The 26,310-nt window shown below is 70.7% G+C and carries 24 protein-coding genes; 16 read left to right on the top strand and 8 right to left on the bottom strand.

The window, feature by feature from the left end; translation table 11 throughout:
- The first annotated feature begins 15 nt into the window (after positions 1–15).
- On the top strand, positions 16–2,082 hold the full coding sequence (locus tag ACZ6SA_RS21195; protein ID WP_465829739.1) for a transglycosylase domain-containing protein: 2,067 nt from the start codon (positions 16–18) through the stop codon (positions 2,080–2,082).
- 49 nt (positions 2,083–2,131) lie between these two features.
- Here the strand turns inward: ACZ6SA_RS21195 and ACZ6SA_RS21190 are convergent, their stop codons facing one another.
- On the bottom strand, positions 2,132–4,120 hold the full coding sequence (locus ACZ6SA_RS21190; RefSeq protein ID WP_347646274.1) for a thioredoxin domain-containing protein: 1,989 nt from the start codon (positions 4,118–4,120) through the stop codon (positions 2,132–2,134).
- Positions 4,121–4,235: 115 nt separating this feature from the next.
- On the opposite strand from ACZ6SA_RS21190, the gene ACZ6SA_RS21185 reads away from it, so the two are divergent.
- Positions 4,236–5,393, top strand: coding sequence for a hypothetical protein (locus ACZ6SA_RS21185; RefSeq protein WP_347646460.1), 1,158 nt, complete (start codon positions 4,236–4,238; stop codon positions 5,391–5,393).
- A 3-nt stretch (positions 5,394–5,396) separates the two neighbouring features.
- Here ACZ6SA_RS21185 and ACZ6SA_RS21180 read toward each other — a convergent pair whose 3' ends face one another.
- The 3 genes from ACZ6SA_RS21180 to mca are packed head-to-tail and all read right to left on the bottom strand — an operon-like array spanning position 5,397 to position 6,765.
- Positions 5,397–5,681 carry a GNAT family N-acetyltransferase gene (locus ACZ6SA_RS21180; protein WP_347646275.1) on the bottom strand — a complete coding sequence of 95 codons (285 nt, stop codon included), beginning with the start codon at positions 5,679–5,681 and terminating at the stop codon, positions 5,397–5,399.
- Complete coding sequence (locus tag ACZ6SA_RS21175; RefSeq protein ID WP_347623317.1) at positions 5,682–5,846, bottom strand: hypothetical protein; 165 nt, start codon at positions 5,844–5,846, stop codon at positions 5,682–5,684.
- A gap of 34 nt (positions 5,847–5,880) precedes the next feature.
- Positions 5,881–6,765: a mycothiol conjugate amidase Mca gene (mca, locus tag ACZ6SA_RS21170; RefSeq protein ID WP_347646277.1), complete on the bottom strand. Its 885-nt coding sequence runs from the start codon at positions 6,763–6,765 to the stop codon at positions 5,881–5,883.
- A gap of 131 nt (positions 6,766–6,896) precedes the next feature.
- Between mca and ACZ6SA_RS21165 the strand changes: the two genes are divergently transcribed.
- The 11 genes from ACZ6SA_RS21165 to ACZ6SA_RS21115 all read left to right on the top strand — a co-directional run bounded on the left by ACZ6SA_RS21165 (position 6,897) and on the right by ACZ6SA_RS21115 (position 20,425).
- Entirely contained in the window at positions 6,897–7,316 is a 420-nt protein-coding gene (locus ACZ6SA_RS21165; protein ID WP_347623315.1) for a DUF4307 domain-containing protein, read from the top strand.
- Between the two features lie 108 nt (positions 7,317–7,424).
- Entirely contained in the window at positions 7,425–7,925 is a 501-nt protein-coding gene (gene greA, locus ACZ6SA_RS21160; protein ID WP_132328896.1) for a transcription elongation factor GreA, read from the top strand.
- 122 nt (positions 7,926–8,047) lie between these two features.
- Positions 8,048–9,208: a C40 family peptidase gene (locus ACZ6SA_RS21155; RefSeq protein WP_465829734.1), complete on the top strand. Its 1,161-nt coding sequence runs from the start codon at positions 8,048–8,050 to the stop codon at positions 9,206–9,208.
- Between the two features lie 71 nt (positions 9,209–9,279).
- The gene (locus tag ACZ6SA_RS21150) at positions 9,280–9,801 is read left to right on the top strand and encodes a hypothetical protein (RefSeq protein ID WP_465829732.1); all 522 of its coding nucleotides are present in this window, start codon (positions 9,280–9,282) and stop codon (positions 9,799–9,801) included.
- 248 nt (positions 9,802–10,049) lie between these two features.
- Positions 10,050–11,849 (top strand): phosphoenolpyruvate carboxykinase (GTP), encoded by a 1,800-nt coding sequence (locus ACZ6SA_RS21145; protein ID WP_465829730.1) that lies wholly within the window; start codon positions 10,050–10,052, stop codon positions 11,847–11,849.
- A 72-nt stretch (positions 11,850–11,921) separates the two neighbouring features.
- The gene (locus ACZ6SA_RS21140) at positions 11,922–12,896 is read left to right on the top strand and encodes a TIGR04222 domain-containing membrane protein (RefSeq protein WP_465829728.1); all 975 of its coding nucleotides are present in this window, start codon (positions 11,922–11,924) and stop codon (positions 12,894–12,896) included.
- A 93-nt stretch (positions 12,897–12,989) separates the two neighbouring features.
- Complete coding sequence (locus tag ACZ6SA_RS21135) at positions 12,990–13,877, top strand: TIGR04222 domain-containing membrane protein (RefSeq protein WP_347646282.1); 888 nt, start codon at positions 12,990–12,992, stop codon at positions 13,875–13,877.
- 1 nt (position 13,878) lies between these two features.
- Positions 13,879–14,694: an MbnB/TglH/ChrH family RiPP precursor modification enzyme gene (locus ACZ6SA_RS21130; RefSeq protein WP_465829726.1), complete on the top strand. Its 816-nt coding sequence runs from the start codon at positions 13,879–13,881 to the stop codon at positions 14,692–14,694.
- Positions 14,691–15,113, top strand: a complete 423-nt coding sequence (locus ACZ6SA_RS21125; protein ID WP_465829724.1) for an SCO6045 C-terminal-like domain-containing protein — start codon at positions 14,691–14,693, stop codon at positions 15,111–15,113. The genes ACZ6SA_RS21130 and ACZ6SA_RS21125 overlap by 4 nt, the downstream gene beginning before the upstream one ends.
- Positions 15,114–15,486: 373 nt before the next feature.
- A complete protein-coding gene (locus ACZ6SA_RS21120) occupies positions 15,487–17,397 on the top strand; it encodes a hypothetical protein (protein ID WP_465829722.1) in 1,911 nt (636 codons plus the stop codon).
- Between the two features lie 172 nt (positions 17,398–17,569).
- On the top strand, positions 17,570–20,425 hold the full coding sequence (locus ACZ6SA_RS21115) for an AfsR/SARP family transcriptional regulator (RefSeq protein WP_465829720.1): 2,856 nt from the start codon (positions 17,570–17,572) through the stop codon (positions 20,423–20,425).
- 5 nt (positions 20,426–20,430) lie between these two features.
- Here the strand turns inward: ACZ6SA_RS21115 and ACZ6SA_RS21110 are convergent, their stop codons facing one another.
- Positions 20,431–20,583 (bottom strand): hypothetical protein, encoded by a 153-nt coding sequence (locus ACZ6SA_RS21110; protein ID WP_465829718.1) that lies wholly within the window; start codon positions 20,581–20,583, stop codon positions 20,431–20,433.
- 178 nt (positions 20,584–20,761) lie between these two features.
- Here ACZ6SA_RS21110 and ACZ6SA_RS21105 point away from each other — a divergent pair, with 178 nt between their 5' ends.
- The 3 genes from ACZ6SA_RS21105 (at position 20,762) to ACZ6SA_RS21095 (ending at position 23,637) form a co-directional block, all read left to right on the top strand.
- On the top strand, positions 20,762–21,307 hold the full coding sequence (locus ACZ6SA_RS21105) for a hypothetical protein (protein WP_465829716.1): 546 nt from the start codon (positions 20,762–20,764) through the stop codon (positions 21,305–21,307).
- A 41-nt stretch (positions 21,308–21,348) separates the two neighbouring features.
- Positions 21,349–22,110 carry an isoprenyl transferase gene (locus ACZ6SA_RS21100; RefSeq protein WP_347646288.1) on the top strand — a complete coding sequence of 254 codons (762 nt, stop codon included), beginning with the start codon at positions 21,349–21,351 and terminating at the stop codon, positions 22,108–22,110.
- A 207-nt stretch (positions 22,111–22,317) separates the two neighbouring features.
- Positions 22,318–23,637, top strand: a complete 1,320-nt coding sequence (locus tag ACZ6SA_RS21095; RefSeq protein WP_347646289.1) for a PhoH family protein — start codon at positions 22,318–22,320, stop codon at positions 23,635–23,637.
- Here ACZ6SA_RS21095 and ACZ6SA_RS21090 read toward each other — a convergent pair whose 3' ends face one another.
- Genes ACZ6SA_RS21090 through ACZ6SA_RS21080 form a run of 3 tightly spaced genes read right to left on the bottom strand, consistent with a single transcriptional unit; the run spans position 23,638 to position 26,221 of the window.
- Entirely contained in the window at positions 23,638–24,141 is a 504-nt protein-coding gene (locus tag ACZ6SA_RS21090) for a hypothetical protein (RefSeq protein WP_443152315.1), read from the bottom strand.
- The gene (locus tag ACZ6SA_RS21085; RefSeq protein WP_347646291.1) at positions 24,138–25,550 is read right to left on the bottom strand and encodes a sensor histidine kinase; all 1,413 of its coding nucleotides are present in this window, start codon (positions 25,548–25,550) and stop codon (positions 24,138–24,140) included. Before ACZ6SA_RS21085 ends, ACZ6SA_RS21090 begins: the two co-directional genes overlap by 4 nt.
- Positions 25,547–26,221: a response regulator transcription factor gene (locus tag ACZ6SA_RS21080; protein WP_347646292.1), complete on the bottom strand. Its 675-nt coding sequence runs from the start codon at positions 26,219–26,221 to the stop codon at positions 25,547–25,549. Before ACZ6SA_RS21080 ends, ACZ6SA_RS21085 begins: the two co-directional genes overlap by 4 nt.
- Positions 26,222–26,310 lie beyond the last annotated feature (89 nt).

Raw genomic sequence — 26,310 nt, 5'->3', positions numbered from 1 at the left:
GCCATCGCGTGGGCGATGACGCCGATTCCCGACAGCACCCAGAAACAGGCCACCGCACAAGGCTCGGTGATCTATTACCGCGACGGCAAGACCGTGCTCGCCCGGCAGGGCGTCGACCGCAAGAAGGTCGAGCTGGCCCAGGTGCCCCGGCACGTACGCGCCGCGGTCATCGCCGCCGAGAACCGCTCGTTCTACGAAGACGCCGGCGTCTCGGTCAAGGGCACCGCCAGGGCCGTCTGGTCGACCATCACCGGGCAGCAACTCCAGGGCGGCTCGACGATCACCCAGCAGCTCGTGCGCAACTACTACAGCGGGCTCAGCCAGGAACGTTCCGTCACCCGCAAGTTCAAAGAGATCCTCATCGCGATGAAGGTCGACCAGTCCAAGCCGAAGGACTGGGTGCTGGAGCAATATCTCAACACGATCTACTTCGGCCGGGGCGCCAACGGCGTCCAGTCGGCCGCCCAGGCCTACTTCGGCAAGGACGTCGGCGAGCTGAGCGTGGCCGAGGGCGCCTATCTCGCCTCCGTCATCCAGCAGCCCAGCCGCTTCGCCGCGCCCAAGGGCCCCGACCTCGCCGCCGCCAGGGCCCGCTGGAAGTCGGTGATCGACGCGATGGGACAGACCGGCGCGCTCACCCCCCAGCAGGTCGCCGCCCAGCGGTTCCCCGACCTCACCACGCCGAAGAAGCCGTTCGAGCTCAAGGGCCAGGCCCAGTACATGCTGGAGCAGGTCACCGCCGAGCTCAACCGGCGCGGCCACAGCGACGAGGACATCAACTCCGGCGGGCTCAAGATCGTCTCCACGTTCGACAAGAAGCTCATGCAGGCGGCCAAGCGGGCGGTCACGAACGCGCTGCCCGACGCCACGCCGGAGAAGGTCCGCACCGGGCTGGCGGCCGTCGACCCCGCGACGGGCGAGGTCGTCGCCTTCTACGGCGGCCGGCCCTCCCAGTCGGCCTACTACGACAGCGCGTTCTCGGCCAAGGTCATGGCCGGCTCGACGTTCAAGCCGTACACCCTGGCGGCCGCCCTGGACAACGGGTTCGACCTGTCCACCCGGGTCGACGGCAACTCGCCGCTGCAGGTCGCCTCGGCGTCCAAACCGATCCCCAACGACAGCGGGCGCTCGTACGGCCAGATCAACCTGATCAGCGCCACCCAGAACTCCGTCAACACCGCGTTCGTCGACCTCGGCCAGAAGGTGGGCCTGGACAAGGTCGCCGAGGTCGCCGAGGCGGCCGGCATCCCCGCCTCCCAGCTCGACCGGCACAAGACCGCCGCGTCGTTCCCGCTCGGCGTGGCCTCGGTCAGCGCCGTCCAGAACGCCTCAGGGTTCTCCACGTTCGCCAACGAGGGCGTGCACATGGAGGCCCACGTGGTCAGGTCCGTCACCGACGCCGAGGGCCGCGAGGAGGTCGTGAAGCCGGCCTCGACCCGGGTCGTCGGCGAGCAGGCCGCCGCCGACACCACGTACGCGATGCAGCACGTCGTGAAGTACGGCACCGGCGCCGCGGCCAGGCTCTACGACCGTCCGGTGGCCGGCAAGACGGGCACCACGGACAAGTCCAAGTCGGTCTGGTTCAACGGCTTCACCCCGCAGCTCGCGGCGGCGGTCACCATGTTCCGCGACGACAACGCCACCGTCACCATCCCCGGCTACGGCACGCAGTTCGGCGGCCAGCTGCCGGCGCAGATCTGGCGGGCGTTCATGACCGAGGCGATGGAGGGCAAGCCGGTCGAGGAGTTCCCCGAGCCGTCCGACCTCGGCTACGGCTACGACTACTCGGCGCCCACCGACGACGGTGACGTGCCCGAGCAGGAGGACACGCCTCCGGTGAACCCCGACGACGGGGACACGTCCGAGCCGGAGATCACCGCGCCGCCGCTCACCGACGACCCGTCCGCCACGGGGGAGCCCGACGCCGACCGGCAGGAGAGCCGGCCGGACGAGCCGTCCGGCGACCCGCCCGCGCTGCTGCCCGAGCAGCCGCTGGGACGGCAGGACGACGCCCCCGCCGACGCCCCCGCCAACAGGGGCGCCCGCTCCGACGACCGCGCCGGCCGCTCACCCGCCGGCTAGCCGTCCAGCAGGCTCGCCGCCCGCCAGATGTCCGGCCGGTTTCACGGGGTCAGCCGGACAGCTCGGCCTGGAGGTCCTCGACCGTGGTGACGGGCATCCGGCAGGTGAAGCCCCGGCACACGTAGGCCGCGGGCGCCCCGCCGACCGGCTGCCGTCCCTCCAGCAGCGCGGGGTACGCCTGCCGGGGCACGAGCGGATCGCCGGAGCCGCGGTCACCGTCACCGGGTCCGAGCGCGACCACCGCGCCCGGCACGTCGGCGAGCAGCGCCGCGCGGTGCAATGCGGCCGTGCGCGGGTCGTCGGGCGGTCCGACGACGGCCACCTCGACGGGCCCGTCGAGCGCCGCGCGCGCCACCGCCAGCCCCCAGCCGGCGAACCGGGCATGCTGGTCCGCCAGCACGGACACGGTGCCCAGCGCGGCGTGGGCGGCCTCCCGGTGCCGGGTGGAGCCGGTCAGCGCCCCGTAGGAGAGCAGCGCGCCCGCGGCGGCGTACTGGCCTGAGGGGGTGGCGTTGTCGGTCGGGTCCTGGGGGCGCTGGAACAGCCGCTCGGCGTCGTCGGCCGTGTCGTAGAAGCCTCCCGCGCCGTCGGCGAAGCCGTCGAGCACGGTGTCGAGCAGCGTGCCGGCCAGCCGGAGCCACCTGGCCTCGCCGGTGACGCCGTACAGCGTGATCAGCCCTTCCGCCAGGTTGGCGTAGTCGTCGAGCACCCCGTCGTTCGTGCCGGCGCGGCCGTCGCGCGAGGTGCGCAGCAGCCTGCCGTCCACCACGTGGGTGCCGGCGAGCAGGCCGGCCGCATCGGTGGCGGCGGCGACGAGCTCGGGCCGCTCGAACACCAGGCCGGTCTCCGCCAGCGCTGCGATGGCCAGGCCGTTCCAGGAGGCCACGACCTTGTCGTCGCGCCCCGGGCGCACGCGCCGCTCCCTGGCGGCCAGCAGCCGCTCGCGGACGCCGGCGTAGCGGGCGGGGTCGCCGGGGTCGTCCGGCAGCTGCAGCACGGACGTGCCGTGCTCGAACGTGCCGGTCACGTCGAACAGCCCGGCGGCCCACCGGCCGTCGTCGTCGCCGAGCACGGCGCGCAGCTCCTCGGGCGTCCAGACGTAGAACTTGCCCTCCACGCCCTCGCTGTCGGCGTCGAGCGCCGAGGCGAAACCGCCCTCGGGCGTGCGCATCTCGCGCAGCAGCCAGCCGGCCGTCTCCAGCGCGACCCGCCTGGCCAGCTCGCCGCCGCCCGCCTTCCACCAGTGGGTGTAGACGCGCAGCAGCAGGGCGTTGTCGTAGAGCATCTTCTCGAAGTGCGGCACGACCCACTCCGCGTCCACGCTGTAGCGGGCGAACCCGCCGCCGAGCTGGTCGTACATGCCGCCGCGGGCCATGGCCTCCAGGGTCTGCCCGCTCATCTCGCGCTCCCCCGAGCGCAGCAGGAACTCCAGCACCATGGACGGCGGGAACTTGGGCGCCCCGCCGAACCCGCCGCGCGCGGCGTCGAAGGTCTCGCGCAGGTTGGCGATCGCGCGGTCGAGCGTGTCGGCGTCCGGCAGCGGGCCGCTGGGCAGCGTGGTGTGCGTGTTGAGCGCCTCCACCACCTTCGCGCCCTGCCGCAGCAGGCTCTCCTTGTCGCCCGTCCACACGCGGTGCACCTCGGTGAGCAGGCGCTGGAAGTGCGGGCGCGGGAAATAGGTGCCGCAGTAGAACGGGTGCCCGTCCGGTGTCGCGAACACCGTCATCGGCCAGCCGCCCTGGTGCGTCATGGCCTGCGTGGCGCCCATGTAGACGGCGTCGACGTCGGGCCGCTCCTCGCGGTCGACCTTGATGTTGACGAAGTGCTCGTTCATGAGCCGTGCGGTCTCGGCGTCCTCGAAGCTCTCGTGGGCCATGACGTGACACCAGTGGCACGCCGAATAGCCCACGCTGATGAGCAGCGGCACGTCGCGGCGCCTGGCCTGCGCGAACGCCTCCTCGCCCCACGGGTGCCAGTCGACGGGGTTGTCCGCGTGCTGGAGCAGGTAGGGGCTCGTCGCGTCTTTCAAGCGGTTCATCACGACCTCCAGCTCCCCACCCTAGACGCCGCCATGAACGAAGATCGTGACCAGGCCCCTCGGCCGCCCGGGCTGACTGGCGCGGTGATGACGGCGTAGGTTACGGATGGTGGACATGGACGTGGACATGGATTTCGTCTGCCGGCAGGCGGGCCGCCCGGTGACCGCGCTCACGCGCAGGGACGTGGCACGGGCGCTGCTCGCCGTGCCCTCGGGGGTGGCGCTGGTGGCGCTGCCCGATCTGCGGCGCGCGATGATGTCGGCGGGCAACCCGCTCTCCCGCCCGTTCTGGGAGTCCGCCAAGGCCACGCTCCGGTCGATCGAGTCAGGCGTGGCCACCGTGGGCGACGTCCAGCGCTGGATCGAGTCCACCGGCACCGAGCCGATCCTCATGACGCCCAGCTACTTCGTCTGGCCCGAGGAGAACGAACGCGGGCCCGTCGCGGCCGAGATGTTCGCCCGCCTGGTGGCCTTCCTGGAGGAGCGGGTCGTGTCGGGGGAGATCGATCCCGACGCGCTGGCGGAGGGCGTCCCCGAGGCCCGCAGGGCCTATGAGGAGCTGCAGGAACACTGGCTGAGCACGCCGCTGCCCGACGGCCGGGTGCCCGGCTTCGCGGTCAGCGACGAGCAGGACGAGGAGGTGTTCTCCGCCTGGGACGAGGAGGAGGCCTTCGCGCTGTCCGAGCTGCGGCGCATCATCGCGGGCCTGCCCAGGCAGCCCGACCTGCCCGCCGACGAGCTGGAGCAGGCCGCCGTACGCCTGCGCGCGCTGCTCGCCCTGCCCGGCTACCCCGCCAACGTGTTGCGGGCCTGCGCCGGCTTCGAGGAGCAGCCGATGCCCGACGACGACCAGGACCTGTGGCTGACCGTGGCGGCGGGCGTCGTGGGCCCCGTCTCCGACCTGCTGGAGAACGGCGACCTGCTGGAGGAGTTCGTCGACCTCGACGGGGAGATCGGCATGGAGGACGCGACGCTGGCCCATCTCCACGCCATCCAGTGCGCCGACTGGCTGGCCGGGGTGGCGGCGCTGGCCAGGCTCGGGCCGGGGGTGCTGGCCTCGCCCGAGCGGATCGCCCGGCTCATCGCGGAGTCGGAGGACATCGACGTCGACGAGCAGGACGGCGACGACCTCGGCGCCACCGAGGGGTTGTTCGCGCCGGTGGTGAGCCTGTGGGGCTATCTCGGCATCGTCGACGAGGACGACGTGCTCACCCCGCTGGGCTGGTGGGGGTTGCCCAAGGCGCTCGAACGGGCCTGGTCGCCCGCCGAGTGAGGCTCAGCGGGCGTCGGTGATGTCCTGGAACTCGGGGTGGCGCTCGATGTATTGGGCGACGTAGGGGCAGAGCGGCACGATGCGAAGGCCGGTGTCGGCGCTCATCCGCAGCGCGTGGCCGGTCAGCTTGCCCGCCAGCCCTTGCCCCTGGAACTCCGGCAGCACCTCGGTGTGCGTGAAAACGATCTTTGTGGGCAGCAGGCGGTAGTCGGCGAACCCGGCGACCTTGCCGTCCACGTGGATCTCGAAGCGGCTCTCCGTCGGGTTGTCGACCACGTCCACCGGCATCTACTCGGCCTTCTTCTCGGTCGTGTCGCCTTCGTGCGGCACCTGGATCTTCGTCATCTGCTTGTTCATCGACTTGATCAGAAAGTAGAGCGCCAGCCCGATGAGGGCCACCACGGCGAAGCCGAGCACACCCGGACTCACATCACCAGCTGCTAGTAGGGTCACACCTCCAGTCTGCCACCGGCACCCCATGCTCCGGTCAGTGGCAGGCAGGCGAGACGTCGTCGGCGTGGATGCCGGCGAACAGGTCGTCCTCGGGCAGCCCGGTGTCGACCAGCGAGCGCGCCAGGTGGTAGTCCTCGGTCGGCCAGATCTCCTGCTGAAGCTCGCGCGGGCAGACGAACCAGAAGCCGTCGGGGTCGACCTGGGTGGCGTGCGCCAGCAGGGCCTCGTCGCGGATCTGGAAGTAGTCGCCGCACGGCACCCGCGTGGTGACCGGCCACTTGGCGGGGCGGTCCTCCCAGCGGGAGATCCAGTCGGCGTAGGGGGAGCCGAGGCCGCGCTCGGTCATCGCCTCGTGCAGCGCCTCGAAGCGCTCCTTGGTGAACCCCATGTGGTAGTAGAGCTTCAGCGGCTGCCACGGGTCGCCGGCGCCGGGATAGCGGTCGGGATCCCCGGCCGCCTCGAACGCCTCGACGGAGACCTTGTTGGTCATGATGTGGTCGGGGTGGGGGTAGCCGCCGTCGTCGTCGTACGTGATGATCACGTGCGGCCTGAAGTCGCGTACGGCCGCCACCAGCGGGGCGGCGGCGTCCTCCAGCTTCTGCACGCCGAAGCAGCCCTCGGGCAGCTCCTCCTCCTCGTTCTCGGGCAGGCCGGAGTCGACGAAGCCCATGAAACGCTGCTCGACGCCGAGGATCTCGCGCGCCCGCTCCATCTCGGCCCTGCGGACCTCCCCGATGTTGGCAACGATCTCAGGGCGGTCCATCTTGGGGTTGAGCACTGATCCGCGTTCGCCTCCGGTGAGCGTGCACACCAGCACGTCGACACCTTCACGCACATAGCGCGCCATCGTGGCGGCGCCCTTGCTCGACTCGTCGTCAGGGTGGGCGTGGACGGCCATCAACCTCAACGGTGCACTCACGGGCGGGCTCTCCTCAACGGACCGGTCAGTCACCCAGAGACGTTAGTTTCTGCTGGGCGGTCGCGAGGGCACTCCCCCCGCGGGCGACAATTGTCTCGGATAACGCTGAGGGAGTGCAGGGAGATTCCGCCATGGCCACCAGAGATGTCGAGAACGGGCCCGTTCTCGGCACACCCGACGACTTCCCCGATCGTCCGCGGCGAAGGGGGCGGCTCGTCGTGCACCTCGTGATCGGCGTGCTGGTGGCCATCATCGCTGGTGGATGGGGCTACGTGATGTGGTCGATGACGGCGGGCGGCTCGGGCGCGCCGTCGCAGGTCGTGACGTTCAACGTGGACGGCCCGACCCGCGCGGAGATCACCTTTGAGGTGTACAAGCCAGACGATAGAGTGGCTGTCTGCCGCCTACGGGCGCTGGATGTCAATCATGGGGAAGTCGGCAGCAAGGAAGTAAGAATCCCGGCTGGTGAGGGTAGTAAGCAGCTCAAGGAGAGCCTCGACACCAGCGGTCAGGCCACTTCCGTCCACATCCAGTACTGCAATCTCGTATAGTGAGACATTTGGGGAAGCGTTGGAGCGACTGACTTGTTAGCCTTTCGCAATTCAACCGTACGTAACCTCAAGTGACCTCAGGGCCCCCTAGGCAAGCAAGGAGAACCCGTGGCCGACTCTCGCGATGAGAACGTCACATGGCTGACGCAGGAGGCGTACGACCGCCTGAAGGCGGAGTACGAGTATCTCTCGGGCCCCGGGCGCGTCGACATCGCCAAGAAGATCGAGGCCGCCCGGGAAGAGGGTGACCTGCGCGAGAACGGCGGCTACCACGCCGCCAAGGACGAGCAGGGCAAGATGGAGGCCCGCATCTTCCATCTCCGTCAGATCCTCGACAACGCCCAGGTCGGAGAGGCTCCCAAGGCCGAGGGTGTGGTGGGCCCCGGCATGACCGTCACCATCAGGTTCGTCGGTGACGACGACGAGGTGACCTTCCTGCTCGCCTCCCGCGAGGAGAGCGGGGCGCCGATCGACGTCTACTCGCCCAAGTCCCCGCTCGGGGCGGCGATCAACGGCAAGAAGATCGGTGAGAAGGCGACCTACGCCCTGCCCAACGGGCGCCAGAACACCGTCGAGATCCTCGAGGCTGTGCCGTACATCGGCAACTGAATCCCATGGACAACGACCGCCGGGCCCACGTTGGCCCGGCGGACTTTTCGCATTCATCCGGGATTCGGCAGGACCTTAGCTTTCTGGTCAAGTCGCGTAAGCGGCGTGACACGTACAAACTGGTGCCGTTCATCGTGGTGGCGCTGGTCGCGGTGCTGACCGCTGACGTGCTGCTGCTCGCCCAGTTCCAGGAAAGTCCCGCCGTCGTGCGGGCCGAGCCCGAGAAGACGCTCATGGCCCAGCAGCAACCGCAGCAACAACCCCAGCAGCAACCCCAGCAGCAACCACCGTCGGCGAGGACCGTCCAGCCGGTGGCGCCGCTGGACAAGCTGCACAAGCCCAACCTGTTCGTGCTGTCCCGAAAGCCGTTCACGCGGCAGCAGTTAGAGAAGGTGGCGAAGGTGCGCGGCGTGCGGGCGCTCGAGCTGGCCGACGCGGCGTCCGTCACGCTCGACGGCAAGCGGGTGCAGACGCTCGCGGTCGACCCGTCCACGTTCCGGGCCTTCACTCCCAAGGTGACCGCCGCCTCCGACGCGCTGTGGCAGAACGTCGCGGCCGGAGACGTGGCGGTGTCGTTCGTGCTGGGCAACGACGGCGGGCTCTCGCTGCACCGCCAGGTGGCGGGCCCGGCGGGGCCGCTGCGCATCGGCGCCTACGCCACCACCGGTTTCGGCGCGGTCGACGCGGTCGTGTCCAAGGACGTCGGCCGTACGCTGGGGCTGCCGCACGACAACGCGCTCATCGTCAGCGCGCCCAAGACCAACTCCGCCAAGCTGCGTGACCGGATCCTCGCCAAGCTGCCCAAGGGCACGCAGGCGGTCATGGTCAACCCGGTCCTGCCGCCGCCACAGAAGGTCAAGCAGAACTGGCCGGCCGGCTCGTTCATGACGGGTGAGCAGCTCACGGCGGCGCTGAAGGCGGCCGTGTCCAAGCTCGGCAGGCCCTACGTGTGGGGCGCCGAGGGTCCCGACACCTTCGACTGCTCCGGCCTGGTCCAGTGGGCCTTCGCCCAGGCGGGGGTGCGGATGCCGCGGGTGACCCACCAGCAGTGGGTGACGGGACCGCAGGTGTCGCTGTCGCAGGCGCAGCCCGGTGACCTGCTCTTCTGGCGCAACGACCCGACCAACCCCGCCTACATCTCGCACGTGGCGATCTACTGGGGCGACGGGAAGATGTTGCACGCGCCCCGCACGGGCGACGTGGTCAAGATCGTCCCTGTGAGCCGGCGCAACCTCGCCGGAGTCGTCAGGGTCAGCCCCGCCGCCGCCTCCAGGGTTCGCTAGACCTTCCCCGCGCGCGCACACCTTCGTATCCCCGGATGCGATCTACCGAGCAGCGGTGTAATGATGATTACATGGCTACAGATGACGTGACGGCAGAGATTCACGGCTGGTTCGCCGGGAGGCTCCCCGGCGAGTGGTTCACCGGCGCGCCCGAGATCGTCAGGGACCGCGAGGAGATCGCGGTGCTCGGCCGGCTGCCCGACCCGCCGGGCGACGTTCCCGAGGCCGAGCGGTCCGCCCTGATCGACGGGCTGGCCAGACGCTTCAGGGAGGAGACGCGCGAGCGGCGCATCGAGATCGCCAGGGAGGCCGAGCACAAGTTCCGCCAGAAGGTCTCCTGGGGTGTCGTCTGCGGTGCTCAGACTGTGATGTTCACCACACTTTCCGTGCCCGTGATGACCCGCCTGCGCCAGTCGGAGCGCCGCGTGCTCGACACGCTGGTGGCCGCCGGCGTGGCCAGGAGCCGCAGCGACGCGCTCGCCTGGTGCGTACGCCTGGTCGGCAAGAACGCCGACACGTGGCTGAGCGATCTGCGCGACGCGCTCCAGCACGTCGACCGGGTTCGCTCCGAGGGGCCCGACGTCAATTCCTAGAGCACCCAGCGGAAACGGCCGGCGGAATGGACTAAACCACTTCGAAAATTGGTTTAGACCAGCTGAATTGGACTGGACCACTGCCGGAAATCGCTTCTTTTAAATCCGTTCCCGTTGGGTAGGCTCCCCCAATCGTCAGGGTCGCTGCCTGCGACGACGGCGGTGCCGACAGGTCTATGCCAATTGGCTTTCCGACCGTCTCGTCGTTAATGATGACTGGGCCCTGAGAGAGTGGAGGAGTCACCGCCGTGTCCGTTTCCGTGGAAGCGCCCGCACCGACCAGCAATAGAGAATTGGCCGCGTGGGTAAAGGAGATCGCTGCCCTGACCCAGCCCGACCGCATCGAGTGGTGCGACGGGTCAGAGGAGGAGTGGACGCGTCTCACCAACCTCCTCGTCGAGCAGGGGACGTTCACGCGCCTGGCCGCCAGGCCCAACAGTTTCTACGCCAAGTCCGATCCGAGCGACGTGGCCAGGGTCGAGGACCGCACGTACATCTGCTCGGAGCGCGAGGAGGACGCCGGGCCCACGAACAACTGGATCGCGCCCGGCGAGATGCGCGAGACGTTCGGCGAGCTGTTCAAGGGCTGCATGCGCGGCCGCACGATGTACGTCGTGCCCTTCTGCATGGGCCCGCTGGGCGGGGAGATCTCCCAGCTCGGCGTCGAGATCACCGACTCCCCGTACGTCGCCGTGTCCATGCGCGTCATGACCCGCATGGGCGACAGGGCGCTGCGGCTCATCGAGGAGCGCGGGCAGGGCTCGTTCGTCAAGGCCGTGCACTCCGTGGGCGCGCCGCTGGAGCCCGGCCAGCAGGACGTGCCGTGGCCGTGCAGCTCCACCAAGTACATCAGCCACTTCCCCGAGACCCGCGAGATCTGGTCCTACGGCTCCGGCTACGGCGGCAACGCCCTGCTCGGCAAGAAGTGCTACGCGCTGCGCATCGCCAGCGCCATGGCCCGCGACGAGGGCTGGCTGGCCGAGCACATGCTCATTCTCAAGCTGACGCCGCCGTCGGGCGAGGTCCGCTACATCGCCGCCGCCTTCCCGAGCGCCTGCGGCAAGACCAACCTCGCCATGCTCCAGCCCACGATCCCCGGTTGGAAGGTCGAGACGATCGGCGACGACATCGCCTGGATGCGCTTCGGCGAGGACGGCCGCCTCCACGCGATCAACCCCGAGGCGGGCTTCTTCGGCGTCGCGCCCGGCACCGGCGAGGTGACCAACGCCAACGCGGTCAGGACGCTCTGGGGCAACAGCATCTTCACCAACGTCGCCCTCACCGACGACGGCGACGTGTGGTGGGAGGGCCTGACCGAGGAGCCGCCCGCCCACCTGACCGACTGGAAGGGCCGCTCGTGGACGCCTGACAGCGACGAGCCGGCCGCCCACCCGAACGCCCGCTTCACCACCCCCGCCTCCCAGTGCCCGATCATCGCACCCGAGTGGCAGGACCCCAAGGGCGTGCCCATCTCGGCGATCCTGTTCGGCGGCCGCCGCGCCACCGCCGTTCCTCTGGTGACAGAGTCGCTGAGCTGGGAGCACGGCGTCTTTCTCGGAGCCAACGTCGCCTCCGAGAAGACCGCCGCCGCCGAGGGCAAGGTCGGCGAGCTGCGTCACGACCCGTTCGCGATGTTGCCGTTCTGCGGCTACAACATGGGCGACTACTTCGGCCACTGGCTGGACGTCGGCCGGCGCAAGGGTGCCGTGCTGCCCCGGATCTACTACGTCAACTGGTTCCGCAAGAACGCCGACGGGAAGTTCATCTGGCCCGGCTTCGGCGAGAACAGCCGCGTGCTCAAGTGGATCGTCGACCGGCTCAACGGCGAGGCCAAGGCGGTGCCCACCCCCATCGGCCTGCTGCCCGCCGACCTCGACACCGAGGGCCTCGACCTGTCCGAGGAGGACCTCGAGGCGCTGCTGACGGTCGACCGCGAGGTGTGGCGCGAGGAGGCCGCGCTGATCCCGGCCCACTTCGAGAAGTTCGGCGCGCACCTGCCGAAGGAGCTGTGGGAGGAGTACAACGCGCTGCTCGACCGCCTCGGCTGAGCGCTGTCCCCTTGTGCGGTACGGCCGCGCCGTCTACTTTGGCGGCTTGCCGTACCGCACAGGAGGGCCGCAGTGGACTACGCCCTGATCGTCGCCGCGCTCGTCGTGATGGTCCTGGTCACCGCGGCCGAGAATCGTGTCGAACGCGAGCGGAGACGTGTCCAGGGGACGGCGTCCGCCGGGGCGGGCCACCGGCTGGACCCGTACGAGCTGGCCTATCTGTCCGGCGGGCCGCGCCGGGCGCTCAACACGGCGCTGGCCGTGCTCGCGTCGGGCGGCGCCGTCCGGGTCTCGCGTGGCTCGCGGGTCACCGCCGTGTACGGCGCGCAGCCCTCGCCGGTGCCGCTTGAGCAGGCGGTGCTCGACGCGCTGGCGGCGCGGCCTGGCGGCTACCAGGCGAGCGAGCTGCGCCGCGAGCTGGAGTCGCATCCCGCGCTCACCGAGCTCGCCGCCGGGCTGGAGCGCCGAGGGCTGATCGTGCGGCAGTCGGCGTTCGACACGGCGCGGCGGCACTGTGGCCTGCTGCGGCTCGCGGTGGGCGGGGCCGCGGGCTACCTGGTGCTGGTGATCGTGCTGGCGGTCGCCGGCGTGGCGGGCAAGGAGACGGTGTACATCGGGGCGGTGTTCTTCAGCCTGTTCGCCGTCGCCTCCGGTCTCATCGGGCTCTACCGGCAGAAGCGCAGGCTGCGCAACGTCGTCACCGGCCAGGGACGCGAGGTGCTGAGGTCGGCCCACGCCCACCATCCGAGGGGCGTACGCGATCCGCGCTCGCTCTTCCAGGCCGTGGGGATCCCGGTCGCGCTGTACGGGCTGAGCGAGTCGGGCGACCAGCTGCTCTGCGACGAGCTGTCCGTCGGAGCACCCGGGGCCGACTGCGCCGGCGCCTGCGGCAGCTTCAGCGGCTCCGACGGCACCACCTTCGGCGGCACGGACTTCGGCGGCGGGTCGTCGGGCTGCGGCGGCGGGTCGTCGGGCTGCGGCGGTGGGTCGTCGAGCTGCGGCGGAGGAGGATCGGGCTGCGGCGGCGGTGGCGGTGGCGGCTCGTGATCGCCGTGACTTAAACGAGCAGAACGAAACCTTGACCTTCGCCCTGGCGTCCTTCTGGTAACAGCCTGTTCCGGCTGTCTGGAGGGAGGCGTCATGGACCTGTTCCTGCTGATCCTCTCGGTGGCTCTGCCCGCCGTCGTCGGTGCCACCGTCTTCTCGATGAAACGCGAGCGTGCCGCCGGCCAGGAGGCCCTGGTGGCCCGTGGTGCTCCCGACCTGGACCACTACGATCTCGCCTATCTGGCGGGCGGGCCCGGCCAGGTGGCAGGCACGGCCATCGCGCTGCTGGCCGGCTCGGGGGACGTGCGCGTGTCGCGCGGGGGCCACGTGCACAGCGTGCACGCGCCGTCCGTGTCGCGCGACCCCATCGAGCGGGAGACGCTCGCCCAGGTCGCGACGGTGTCCGGGCTCCAGTCGTCCGCGCTGAAGCGCAGGGTGGGCGGGAGCCTGGCCATGGACGCGCGCCGGCGGAACCTCACAGAGCTGGGGTTGGTCCTGCCCGCCCGCCGGGTCAAGCGGCTGGGCCGGCTGGCGATCCGGCTGCGCGCGGTCTCGGGGCTGGCGTTGACGGCGGCGGTGGCATGCTTCGTATCCACCCCGGCGCTGTTCCCCCTGCTCCTCCTGACGGGCACGGGCATCGGCGCGGCGGTGATGGCCGGTGATCACCGCAGGTCCTGGCGGAGCACGCTCACCGCCGAGGGAGCCGAGCGGCTCGACCAGGCAAGAGCGGGCCACCCCAGGGGCACGGGCGACGGTCCCGTGCACATCGCCCTGTACGGCCCGGCCGAGTCGCCCGACCCGCGCCTGCGGACCGAGCTGGGCGTCATGAGGTCGCCGCGCCGGAACTCGCGGCGGGCGACGTACCGTGGCACGGGAGGCGTCGGCTCCTGCGCCGGCGGCGGTTGCGGCGGAGCCTCGCACGGCGGCTCGAGCTGCGGCGGCAGCGCCGGTTGCGGCAGCGGTTGCGGGGGAGGAAGTTGACATGGCCGAGCTTGGAGTGGGCATCGGCTGGCGGAGCGAGCTCGACCTGACGATCGAGCGGATGGACGGCGTCGACTTCCTCGAAGTGGTCGCCGAGAACGTCAGGCCGGATCGGCTGCCCGAGTCGTTACGCGTGCTGCGTGAGCGGGGCCTGCCGGTGATCCCGCACGGGGTGTCGCTCGGGGTCGGTGACGCGGAGCCGCCCTCGCCCACCAGGCTCGCTCATCTGGCCGCCTGCGCGCAGGCTCTCGGCGCGCCGCTGGTCAGCGAGCACCTGGCATTCGTACGCGGGGGCGGCGTCGAGGCCGGGCACCTGCTGCCCGTGCCGCGCACCCGCGAGTCGCTGCGGGTGGTCACCGAGAACGTGCGGCGGGCCCAGGACGCCCTGCCCGTGCCGCTGGCCCTGGAGAACGTCGCCGCCATCTTCGGCTGGCCCGAGGACGAGCTGACCGAGGCCGAGTTCCTCGCGGAGCTGGTCGCGGCCACCGGCGTCGGGCTGCTGATCGACGTGGCCAACCTCTACACCAACCAGGTCAACCTGGGTCTTCCTGCCGTGGCCGCGCTCGACACGCTCCCGCTGGAGCACCTCGCCTACGTCCACGTGGCCGGCGGGTACGAGCACGGCGGCATCTGGCACGACACCCACACCAAGGTCGCCCCGCAGCCGGTGCTCGACCTGCTGACCGAGCTGTGCGCCCGCGCCACGCCGCCCGGCGTGCTGCTGGAATGGGACGACGACTACCCGAGCGACGCCGTCCTGGCGGCCGAGCTGTCCCGGATCAGGGCGGCCATGTCCCTGGCGGGGGAGCCGCGGTGACCGACGTGCAGGTCCCCGGCGGCGGAGCCGCGGCGACGGACGAGGCGCGGCGGCGGCTGGCGGAGGCGCAGGGGCGGGTGGTGGCGGCCCTGGTCACGGGGGCGGAGCCGCCTGAGGGCTTCGACCGGGAACGGATGCGGGTGCAGGCGGCGAGCCTGCTGGCCAAGCGGCGCGGCATCGTGGCCAGGCTACGCCCCGACGCGGCCGCCGCCGCGGGCCCCGACCTGGCCGCCGAGTACGCCGCCTACGCGCGTTCCCGCAGCACGCCGCCGCGCGGCTACCGTGCGGACGCCGACGACTTCGCCGCCTGGTTGCGAGCCCGTGGCCGCATGCCCGCGCCGCCCGGGAAGGCCCGCTGGTGGTCTCGTCTCCTGCCCGGGCACGTGGGCCGGTCCCGGCCGGACGGCTGGCCCGGGTAACCGGCGACATCGCCCGCGTTCATCCGGCTGCTTGAGCGGAAACCGTGGACCAGCAGGCGGGCCGGCGTGGAGCGCCGGCCGTACGGCACCATGCGAGGTGTCCGGAACTCCGTGTTTCACTCCAGAACGAAACACGGTGACACGCCGGACCATTCGTTGTACGTTCTCCCTCGTCACACCGCTCGAATCCGCATGCCCTCGAGCCCTCCGTTCCGGACGCGGCTCGCCGGGCCCGCTCGCGATGACCCTCGACCGGGCCGGGCGCCCCACCGTGGCCTGGGAGGAACACCTCGATGGCAACGAATGGCGGCCGCGCATCACCACGGTGCGGTGAGCCGGCCGGATGGCGTGCGTCACGGGGGAGCCGAACCACATGATCGAGGACGGGCTGCTGTCACTGGGAGCGCAGCTACGGCGGCCATGGAGGGCTGCGCGGGCGGCGTCGCGGCTCGTGGCTCCGGCGGCGGCGGGATGCGCCCTGTGGTGGGTCCTGGCTCTGGGCACGCTCCCGCTCCTGCGGGACCCCGGCGGCGTGGCGCTCGTCAACGGCGTGCCCGCCGTGGTGGGGCCGCTCCCGGCAACGGTGCTGGCCTGGGCCGCGATGGTGGCCGCTGCGGCGACGGCCGGGCTCGGGCTCCTGCTGCCCGCCCTGGTGACCATGGCGGCGGGATCGCTCCTGGGGCGCCCCGTACCGTTCCCTGTCGCGTTGCGGGTCGCGCTTCGGCACCGGAGGGCGCTGCTGGTGCTCGCCGCCGGCGGCGCGGCGGTTGTGGCCGGGGTGACGGTCGCCATGACGTTCATGGTGTCCTTCTGGGCGAAGGCGGCGCTGGCGGGGGTGGCGGCGGTCGTGCTGCTGCCGCTGTTGCCCGCCGTACCGGCTGTGGTTCTGGAGGGCCGGACGGCGCGGCAGGCACTGAGCCGCGCGTTCGCCCTGGCGGGCGGGCGCACGGTGGTGATCACGTGCGTGCTGGCGCTCTGCCCGGCGGTGGCGGTGCTCGACTGGTGGCCGCCGGGACGGCTGGCGATGCTGCCCGTGCTCATGGCCTTGATGGCCACGGCGGTGACGCTGGTGTTCCTGCTCGCCCTGACGAACGGCTGGCGCGGTGACGCCCCGATGGCGTTCCGCGCCGTGGTGGACGGGTTGCCGGCCGAGCCGCCTGCCCCGGCCGGGAAGCGTGCCGCGCCGGTGATCGCGCTGGCAGGGCTGGCGCTGCCGGGCCTGCTGCTGATCGGCGTGACCGCGGCCAACCCGATGGACTGGCCCGCCTACCAGCGGGGGGAACGGTCCGGCAGCGGCGAGCTCACGTCCTTCTCCCACTTCTCGGTGTCGGCGGACGGCCGGGCCGTACTGGTCCGCGACGACGCGTTGCTGCTGGAGTGCGCCGACGCTCTGTGCACGGGGCCCGGCAGCTCCGACGTACACGCAGCGGCCCGGCGGGCGACGGCGGTGGCCGGGCGTGCGCTGAAGCTGTGCTGGTATCGCGACAGGGGCTGCGGACCCGGTGACGGGCTGGCCCTTCCGGAGTTCCCGAGCGCGGTCGCGGCGGCGTCCCTGCCGGGCGGGCCTGGCCCGGTGGTCGCCGTCCTCGCAGCCGAGCCTCGGTCCCGCTCGTCCCTGTGGCTGCTGTACTGCGGAGACCCTGACTGCGGCTCCGCCACGCGCAGGCAGATCGCCGAGGTGGAGGAGCCGTTCCGCCCTGCGGACGACCAGCAGCTCGCGGTGGCGGTGACGCGAGATGGACGGCCCGTGGTGGTCCGGCACAACTGGGGCATCGGCGAGGTCGCCGTGTTCAGCTGTGACAGTCCGGAGTGCGGCAGCGTTCGCCGTACGGTGCCGGCCACGTCCGCCCGGCCCGCCGATGCGGAGGCGGCCGGCTGGGGGACATCGCGACCGGCCGTCGCGATCGGCCAGGACGGGTATCCGCGGGTGCTCTACCACGACGTGAGCAGCGCCACCCCGGTGTTGCTGGAGTGCGCAGATGCAGCCTGCGCCGCCGCGCGCAGGGTGCCGGTCCCCGCCGCGGCTTCGCGCGGTGTGCGCGGCACACTCGCCGTGGACGGAGCGGGCCGCACCCTCGTGGCAGCCTTCGCCCCCGGCGGCGTGGTGCACCTGGCGACGTGCGCCACCGGCACCTGTGCGGCACGTCCGATCGGCACGGTCGACGGCACCGCACGTGCCGTCCACCTGGCGATCGACGGTGCGGGCCGCCCCCTGCTGGCCTGGATGTCCGAGCCGGAGGGCGGCGGCTGGCACCAGACGATCATCCGGCCGGTCACCGGCTGAGGCCCCAGCTTCCCCGGCGTGGGCGTGCCCTGGCAGGAGCCGTCCCGCGCGTCCTCTCCGCACGACGATCTCCGCGGGGCCCTGGGCGGCGCCAGCGATCTTCGGCCGGGAAGAAGGCCGAGATCAACTGATCTACAAGCTCTCGCGGGCAGGATCGGCGGCGGAGGAAATCATGTTCTTCAAGATTCTCGGACCGCTGAGTGTCGAACGCGACGGGGACGAAGTGCCGCTCGGGGGCAGCTTCCAACGCGTCGTCATGGCGATGCTGCTGCTCGATGCCAACCGGGTCGTTCCCGTCGACAGATTGATCAACGCTGTCTGGGGCGAGGCCCCGCCGACGACCGCGCGTAACCAGATCCAGATCAAGATCTCCCAGCTGCGTCGTACGCTCGGCGACGTCGCGCAGCCGTACGAGTTCCTCATCACCACACCCCCCGGATACCTGATCAGGGCGGGGCAGGGCCGGCTCGATCTCGCCGACTTCGACGAGCTGACCGGCCGGGCGCAACGAGAGGAGCCCGACCGCGCTGCCAGGAGCCTGCGCGAGGCGCTGGCACTCTGGCGCGGCCCCGCCCTGTCCGACATCAGCAGTGACCTCGTTCAGACGATCGCGCACAGCCTGCAGGAACGCCGGTTGCTCGCCCACGAGCAGTGCATCGAGTTGGAACTGGCGGCGGGCCACCACCAGCGGCTGGTCACCGAACTGCGCGCCCTCGTCCAGGACAATCCCCTGCGGGAGCGGCTGCGCGGCCTTCTCATGCTCGCTCTCTACCGCTCGGGGCGGCAGGCCGAGGCGCTCGACGCCTTTCGCGCCTATCGGGAGATGCTGCTCGACACGCTGGGCCTGGAGCCCGGTGACGAGCTCCGGCGGCTCGAGGTGGCCATTCTCAACCAGGAAGCCGAGCTCGAGAACGCTCCCGTGGTGCCGCGGCGGACGCCGATCCCCAGGCAGCTCCCTGCGGTGATCTCCCGCCTGGCGGGGCGCGACGCGGAACTGCGCCGCATCGGCTCGCTCCTGGGCGAGAGAAGCGCGGGCGCCGAGTTGCCCGTCGCCGCCATCGTCGGCCGAGCCGGCGTGGGCAAGACCGAGCTGGCTCTCCAGGCAGCCCATCGGCTGGCGCCGGCATACCCGGACGGTCAGCTCTACGTCGACCTGCAAGGCGGCGAGGTGCAGCCCACCGACGTGCTGAGCCGGTTCCTGCGCGCCTTGGGCGTTTCGGCGGTGCCGCGTCTGGAGGACGAAAGAGCCGCTCTGTTCCGCTCCATCGTCGCCGGCGGCCGGATGCTCCTCCTCGTCGACAATGCGGGCACGTTCGAGCAGATCCGGCCGCTGCTGCCGGGCGGCGCGCCCTGTGCCGTCCTGATCACCAGCCGCCACCGGCCCATCGGACTACCGGAGGATCAGATCATCCGCCTTGACGTCCTGGACCAGGACAGCGCGGTCGAGCTGCTCACCTACGACATCGGCGCACAGCGCGCCGCACTGGAGCCCTCACCGGTTCGGGCGCTCGCCGAGCAGTGCGGCGGGTTGCCCCTGGCGCTGCGCATCGCCGGGGCACGCCTGGCCGTGCGGCCGCTGTGGTCCGTTCAGACACTGGTCGACCTGCTCGGCGACACTCGTAACATGCTCGACGTACTCAGCCATGGCGACCTGGAAGTGCGGGCCGGCCTCGACGTCAGCTACCGCGGGCTGTCACCCCGGGCCCGCTCGCTGTTCCGGCGGCTCGGCCTGCTGGACATCCCGCAGAGCGCCCCCTGGCTCGGCGCCGCGCTGCTCGGCGACGACGCCGACGGTGCGTTCGACGAGCTGGTCGAGGCGTCACTGCTGACGCGCAGGGGCCATCGGTATGTCATGCATGACCTGGTACGCGTCTACGCCTGCGAGCAGGCCACAACCGACGAGAGCCCGGAGCAGCGCCAGGCCGCGGTCGATCGCGCCTGCACGGCCTTCCTGTCTCTGGCAGACCTGGCGCACCAGCGCTACTACGGCGGCCATTTCACCCTGCTCAGAGGCAAGGCCGTCGGCGACCACCAGGCCACGGCCCGGGCCGACGAGCTCTTCGGCGATGACCCGCTCAGGTGGCTGGACGACGAGCGGCTGACGCTCCTGGCGACCGTACGGCAGGCCTCCGGACACGGCCTCGACGAGCTCTGCTGGAACATCGCGATGACCGCGATCACTCTCTTCGAGACCCACGGCTACTACGATGAGTGGCGCAGCCTGACCGAGATCGCGCTCAAGGCCTGTCGCCACGCGCACAACAGACGCGGCGAGGCGGCGATGATGTACTCACTGAGCACGCTCGCCAACTTCCAGCAGCGCTACAGCGAGGCGCAGCCCCTGCTGCTGCAGGCCATCGACATCTTCGAGCAGATCGGCGAACCGCACGGCACGGCTCTCGCGCTGCGCAACCTGGCGCTCTCGCAGCGAGTCCGGGGCGACCTCGACGCCGCGCTCGAAAGATACCGTCAGGCACTTCGCCTGCTCGAAGAGGTGGGAGATCGGGCAGCGGAAGGTCATGTCCTGGTGAGCATCGCGGTCATACACCTTGAGGAGGGCCGGCTGGGGGAGGCCGAACCCCTGCTCGACCAGGCGTTGGAGATCTTCAGGGGGGAGGGCGTGCAGCGGGGCGAGGCTCAGGCGCTCAACCGTCACGCTGAGCTCTCCTTGCGGCGCGGCGAGCCGGGAAGGGCGCTGGAGTCGTTCGAAAGGGCTCTCAGCATGGTGCGCGGCATGCGTGACCGGATCGGCGAGGCATACGTCCTGCACGGAATCGGCGCGGCGCAGGCGGCCCTGGGCCGGGCGGCACCCGCCCGGCGGGCCCTGTCACAAGCCCTGGCGCTCGCCCAGGACCTGCGCGAGCGCCATATCGAGGGACGGTCCAGGCTTTCGCTCGGCCTGCTGCTCGAACAGCAGGAGGATCCGGAAGCTGTGACGCATCTGAAGGAGGCCCACGCGTTGTTCGCCGCCATGGAGGCGGAACGGTGGCGGGCGAAGGCCGCCACCGCCCTGTCCCGCCATGGGTGAGTCGCTCACCGCCGCGGATCGTCCGTCCAGCTCATGTCACACGTCCAGGGGAAGTTGGGATCGCATGTGCCCGGGGTGTGATGCACGGCGAAGGCCGGCGTACCGGATGCCACCGCGAAGGCGGCGACGAGCCCGAAGGTGACCAGAAGTTTTCGCATGTCTCCCCGTATCTTGATCTCCCGGCTGTCGCGGCCGGACGCGGGACGAACCGTAGACACGGCCGCTTTAGATCGGCTTTCGCGCGGGCACTCACGTCTTGTGCGTTGCCGCCCGGCCCGGCCAGTCCTGAGCCGGTCGCCCGCGTTTAGCCGACTTTCGAGCGGAAACTGTCAGGGGATGGGGGGACTGCGCTGTGTCGATGGTTCTTATCTGAGCGTCACGCCCATCGCGTGCAGGGACAGCGTCGGCAGGCCGTACGAGATCACTCTGGAGTTGCACCGGGACGGCACGCCTTACGGCAGCGTGGGGGAGCGGTGCGGCTGGCTGCTCGCGCGCCTCGCGCGTGGTGTGGACGAGGCCCGCAGGGACGGCGGCGCGGCCGGGCGGTGGGCCGATCCCGACGATCGTTTCCCCGGCGAGGCGTCCGACAGCGAGCTGTTCTCCTTCCGCTACCGCACGCGCTCCGGCGCGGGCGGCGGTGAGCTCCGCTGCCAGCTGCGCACCATCCCGAGGTGGCAGCCCGTGACCGGGGAGTGGCGGCTGACCCGGCGGGCCTATGTGGAGGCGTGGTGCGCCACGGGCGTGGGCACGCGGGCGGTGCTGACCTCGGCCGAGCTGTCAGGGTTCGTACGCGGGCTGGTGGAGGAGGCCGAGGGGTGTCTGGAAGGCAGAGACTTGGCCAGAAATCCAGTCCAGGGGGCAGGCACGGGCGAATCACGGTGATAATTGCGTGTTAGGTCACAGCACCGCTGGGAGGCACGTCCGTGGGCCTGCGCAATCTGGTCTACCGGCTCTATGAGCACCGGCTGGAGGCCAAGCTGTCCAAGGACAGCGTCCCCCGGCATGTCGGGGTCATCATCGACGGCAACCGCCGCTGGGCGCGGGCGATGGGCATGCACGACGTGGCCCGCGGTCATCGCAAGGGCGCGGACAAGATCTCGGAGCTGCTCGGCTGGTGCCGCGAGACCGGGGTCGAGGTCGTCACCGTGTGGATGTTGTCCAACGACAACCTCAACCGGCCGCGGGACGAGCTGGAGCCCCTGCTACGCATCATCGAGGACGTGACGCGGGAGCTCGTGGCCGAGGGCTGGCGGATCAGCCCGGTCGGAGCGCTCGACCTGCTGCCGGACCGGACGGCGAATGTCCTCAAAGAGGCAAAAGAAGTCTCCTCGCACCGTCCAGGCCTGATTGTGAACGTTGCAGTTGGGTATGGAGGAAGGCGTGAGATTGCCGATGCGGTGCGCTCACTCCTCCAGGAGCATGCGAGCAAGGGGGCGAGCATCGAGGACCTCGTCGAGGTGCTCGATGTGGAGCACATCGCGGAGCATCTTTACACTCGCGGCCAACCCGACCCGGACCTCCTCATCCGGACCTCGGGCGAGCAGCGCTTGTCGGGCTTCATGCTCTGGCAGAGCGCCCATTCGGAGTTCTACTTCCACGAGGCCTACTGGCCGGACTTCCGCAGGGTCGACTTCCTCCGAGCGCTGCGCGATTACGCTGCGAGACACCGGCGTTACGGTTCCTGACGCGACATCTGGGTATTCAGGACGTAACGTTGGAAATGTCCGGCCACAGGACGGACATTTCGGAGAGGGCCCGCCTTTGCATCGTGAACTGCCGAGGGGGGCCGGACCCCGGCGCCGACGGCACGTAGCGGTCGGGGATGCGGGTCCGGTCCGATTCCCGCCTCGTCTGCAGGGTGCCCGCACCTATGGGCGCCCGGGGGAGAACGTGTGGCAGTGTCCTCGAGCAACCCTACGACCAAGCCGGCCAAGCGCACGTACGTGCTCGACACCTCGGTCCTGCTGGCCGACCCGGCGGCAATGACCCGCTTCGCCGAGCACGACGTCGTCCTTCCCATCGTGGTCATCACGGAGCTGGAAGGAAAGCGGCACCATCCCGAGCTCGGCTATTTCGCGAGGAAGGCCCTGCGCTACCTCGACGAGCTGCGCGTCCAGTACGGCAGGCTCGACGAGCCGATGCCGACGGGGGATGGAACGATCAGGGTTGAGCTCAACCACAGCGATCCGTCCATCCTGCCCGTGGGCTTCCGCCTGGGAGACAACGACACCCGCATCCTGACCGTGGCCCGCTCGCTGGCCGCCGAGGGCTGCGACGTCGTCCTGGTGTCCAAAGACCTGCCGCTGCGGGTCAAGGCCGCCTCGATCGGCCTGTCGGCCGAGGAATACCGCGCGGAGCTGGTGCACGAGTCCGGCTGGACGGGGATGGCCGAGCTCCAGGTGACCGCCGAAGACGTCGAGACGCTCTTCGACCAGGGCACCGCCGACGTCGAGGAGGGCAGGGAGCTGCCCACGCACACCGGCCTGCGGCTGCTGTCGGCCAAGGGCTCGGCGCTCGGCAGGGTGCTGCCGGACAAGTCGGTCAAGCTCGTACGCGGCGACCGCGAGGTGTTCGGCCTGCACGGCCGCTCCGCCGAGCAGCGCATCGCGCTCGAGCTGCTGATGGATCCGGAGATCGGCATCGTCTCGCTCGGCGGCCGGGCCGGCACCGGCAAGTCGGCGCTGGCCCTCTGCGCAGGTCTGGAGGCGGTGCTGGAGCGTCGCCAGCACCGCAAGGTGGTCGTCTTCCGCCCTCTCTACGCCGTGGGCGGCCAGGAGCTCGGCTACCTGCCGGGCACCGAGGGCGAGAAGATGGGCCCGTGGGCGCAGGCGGTCTACGACACGATGGGCGCGATCACCTCGCCCGAGGTGATCGAGGAGGTGCTCGACCGGGGCATGCTGGAGGTGCTCCCGCTGACGCACATCCGCGGCCGCTCGCTGCACGACGCGTTCGTGATCGTGGACGAGGCCCAGTCGCTCGAACGCGGCGTGCTGCTCACGGTGCTGAGCCGGATCGGCGCCAACTCGCGGGTCGTGCTCACCCACGACATCGCCCAGCGCGACAACCTGCGGGTGGGCCGGCACGACGGCGTGGTGGCGGTGGTGGAGAAGCTCAAGGGCCACCCGCTCTTCGCGCACGTCACGCTGACCAGGTCCGAGCGTTCCCCGATCGCCGCCCTGGTGACGGAGATGCTGGAGGACATCACGCTCTGATCACTTGAGCTCGCCGCAGGTGTACCGCCCCTCCGTCTTGGAGGGGCGGTTCTCGTTCTCCCGTACGATCTTGACCAGTTCGAACGCCGCGTCCTGCTGGGCGGTGCAGACGATCTGGGCCTTGCCGAGCTTGGTCAGCGTGCCCTCGCCCCTGATGTAGACGGTCAGCGTCGAGGTGCGCGGGAGCTGCACCTCGTCGCGCTGGATCGGGTTGAGCGAGTCCTTGATCCCGATGTACGTGAAGCCGCGCAGCGCCGTGTCCCGGTTGCCGAGCGGCTTGGTCGACGCGTCGAAGAGCGCCCCGAGCAGGCTGCCGACGGTGTCGTTGTCGACGTCGGCGGGTTCCAGGATGAGCTCGCCGTCCTTGAGCAGGTAGATCGTCTTGGACGGCGGGGGGATCCTGGTGGTCGGGGCGTTGCCGCGGTCCTGGACGTCGGTGGGCGAGATGCCGCAGGCCGCGGCGCCGACGAGCGCGACGACGGTGAGGATGCGTTGGGCTTTCATGCGTGGGGCAACCAGACGGTGAAGAGGGTGCCGGGGTTCTGGGCACGTACGGAGATCGTGCCGCCGTGCAGGTGCACGTTGGCCTTGGCGATGGCGAGGCCGAGACCGCTGCCCTGGCTGCGCGACCGGCCGGCGCCGGCCTTGAAGAAGCGGTCGAAGACGTGCGGCAGCGCCTCGCGGGGGATGCCCTGGCCGTGGTCGCGCACCTTCACTTCCAGGCCGCTCTGCGTGATTCTTGTGCTGACCAGCACCGGTGGCCGGCCGTGCTTGAGCGCGTTGCCGACGAGGTTGGCCACGATCACGTCGAATCTGGCGGGGTCCAGGTTGACGGCCAGTCCCTGGGGGGCCTTCACGGTCACCTGGTCGCTCCAGCCGCGCACGGCCAGGCAGTCGTCGATGGCCTCGGCCACGTTCACCGGCTCGAGGTTGAGCGTGGCCGTGCCCGCGTCGAAGCGGCTGATCTCGATGAGGTGCTCGACCAGCCCGCGCAGGCGCTCGATCTCCCTGAGCACCAGGCGTACGGCCTCGGCCGGCGCCTCGGGCAGCCGGCCGGCCTCCTCGGAGAGCATGTCGGCGACGGCCGTCATCGAGGTCAGCGGCGTGCGCAGCTCGTGGGAGACGTCCGCCACGAACCTGCGCGACATGGCCTCCAGCGAGCGCAGCTCGGCCACGCTCAGCTCCAGCGCCGCGGCGGCGTCGTTGAACCTGCTGGTGAGCTCGGCCAGCTCGTCCTGGCCGTGGACGGGCAGCCGCGTGTCCAGCCGGCCCTGGCCGAGCGCCTGCGCGGCCGCGCTCAGCCGCCGGACCGGCAGCAGCACCTGCCGGGCCGACAGCAGCGCGACGACCAGCGCGATCAGCACGATGACCACGCCGGCCTGGATGAAGGTGATCCTGAGCGTGGCCAGCTGCCGCTCGTCGTCCTTCAGCGGGAAGAAGACGAACGCCCGCAGGTCCGTCGCCTCGACCCTGCTGCCGGCCTCCCGGTAGACCTCGGCGCCGACGATGAGCCAGAGCTCGCCCCGGATGATCTTGCGCTGGGTGACGACGCTCTGCTTGGCGCGGCCGTGGAGCTCGTTGGGGACGTCGCTCATGGACATCGGGCCCTCGGAGGCGATCAGGGCGCCGTACTCGATGAGGACGCTGCGGCCCGGCCCGTTGAGCGCGTGGGCGAGGCGGCCGAGCTCCCTCGCCGTGGGGGCGGCCTCGCCCGGCCTGAGCCGCCCGATGGGGAAGGTGATGCTGCCGAGCTCCCTGGTGACCTGGTCGAGCGCCGTGGTCTCGGCCCGGGTGACGAGCGCGGTCTTGGCCAGCTCGAAGCCGATCGTGGCGACCAGCAGCGAGGCGGCCACGGCCACGAGCGTGAACGTGATGACCAGGCGGGCGCGCAGCCCGGTGGGCAGCGGGATCACGGAGGGCTGAACCGGTAGCCGAACCCGCGCACCGTGTGGATGAAGACGGGTTCGCCCGGCCTTGGCTCGATCTTCGCGCGCACCCGCTGCACGCAGGCGTCCACCAGCCGCGAGTCGGCGATGTGCGTGTGGTCCCACACCTCGCGCAGCAGATAGCGACGGTTGAGCACCTGGCCGGGGTGCCGGATGAGCTCCAGGAGCAGCCGCAGCTCGGTCGGCGTCAGGTGGATCTCCTTGCCGGCGAGCGTGACCTTGAGCGCGCCCCGGTCGATCACGAGGTCGCCGAAGGTGATGCGGTCGGAGGCGGCCGACTCGGCCCGGCGCAGGATGGCGCGGATGCGGGCGTCCAGGACTCTGGGCTCGACGGGCTTGATCACGTAGTCGTCGGCGCCCGCCTCCAGCCCGACGACCACGTCCAGGTCGTCGCCGCGGGCGGTGAGGAGGATGACGGGGAGCTGGTCGAGCTTGCGTATGCGGCGGCACACCTCGATGCCGTCGATCCCGGGGAGCATGACGTCGAGGATCGCGATCTCGGGGCGGCGGGCCCTGATGTGGTCGAGCGCCTCCTCGCCCGTCCCGTAGGACGTGACGGAGTGCCCCTGCCGCGTCAGCGCGAGTTCGAGTGCCGTGCGGACGGAGGGGTCGTCTTCTACAAGAAGGATGCCAGCCACGCGCACATTATTGTTCCATGTCCCAAATATCCGAGTTACGTCACCAAATCGTGACAATCCGTAGATGATGTTATGACGTGCCGAGTGTG

The organism is Nonomuraea sp. NPDC049378 (assembly GCF_055586745.1).
Note: the sequence above shows the minus strand (reverse complement) of the source record. Positions and strands in the feature narration are given on the sequence as shown.

Coding starts and splice junctions, on each gene's coding strand:
- ACZ6SA_RS21195 (WP_465829739.1), top strand. CDS start 16: ATGACGCCGATTCCCGACAGCACCCAGAAACAGGCCACCGCACAAGGC.
- ACZ6SA_RS21190 (WP_347646274.1), bottom strand. CDS start 4,120: ATGAACCGCTTGAAAGACGCGACGAGCCCCTACCTGCTCCAGCACGCG.
- ACZ6SA_RS21185 (WP_347646460.1), top strand. CDS start 4,236: ATGGACGTGGACATGGATTTCGTCTGCCGGCAGGCGGGCCGCCCGGTG.
- ACZ6SA_RS21180 (WP_347646275.1), bottom strand. CDS start 5,681: ATGCCGGTGGACGTGGTCGACAACCCGACGGAGAGCCGCTTCGAGATC.
- ACZ6SA_RS21165 (WP_347623315.1), top strand. CDS start 6,897: ATGGCCACCAGAGATGTCGAGAACGGGCCCGTTCTCGGCACACCCGAC.
- ACZ6SA_RS21150 (WP_465829732.1), top strand. CDS start 9,280: ATGGCTACAGATGACGTGACGGCAGAGATTCACGGCTGGTTCGCCGGG.
- ACZ6SA_RS21135 (WP_347646282.1), top strand. CDS start 12,990: ATGGACCTGTTCCTGCTGATCCTCTCGGTGGCTCTGCCCGCCGTCGTC.
- ACZ6SA_RS21130 (WP_465829726.1), top strand. CDS start 13,879: ATGGCCGAGCTTGGAGTGGGCATCGGCTGGCGGAGCGAGCTCGACCTG.
- ACZ6SA_RS21120 (WP_465829722.1), top strand. CDS start 15,487: ATGATCGAGGACGGGCTGCTGTCACTGGGAGCGCAGCTACGGCGGCCA.
- ACZ6SA_RS21115 (WP_465829720.1), top strand. CDS start 17,570: ATGTTCTTCAAGATTCTCGGACCGCTGAGTGTCGAACGCGACGGGGAC.
- ACZ6SA_RS21110 (WP_465829718.1), bottom strand. CDS start 20,583: ATGCGAAAACTTCTGGTCACCTTCGGGCTCGTCGCCGCCTTCGCGGTG.
- ACZ6SA_RS21105 (WP_465829716.1), top strand. CDS start 20,762: ATGGGGGGACTGCGCTGTGTCGATGGTTCTTATCTGAGCGTCACGCCC.
- ACZ6SA_RS21090 (WP_443152315.1), bottom strand. CDS start 24,141: ATGAAAGCCCAACGCATCCTCACCGTCGTCGCGCTCGTCGGCGCCGCG.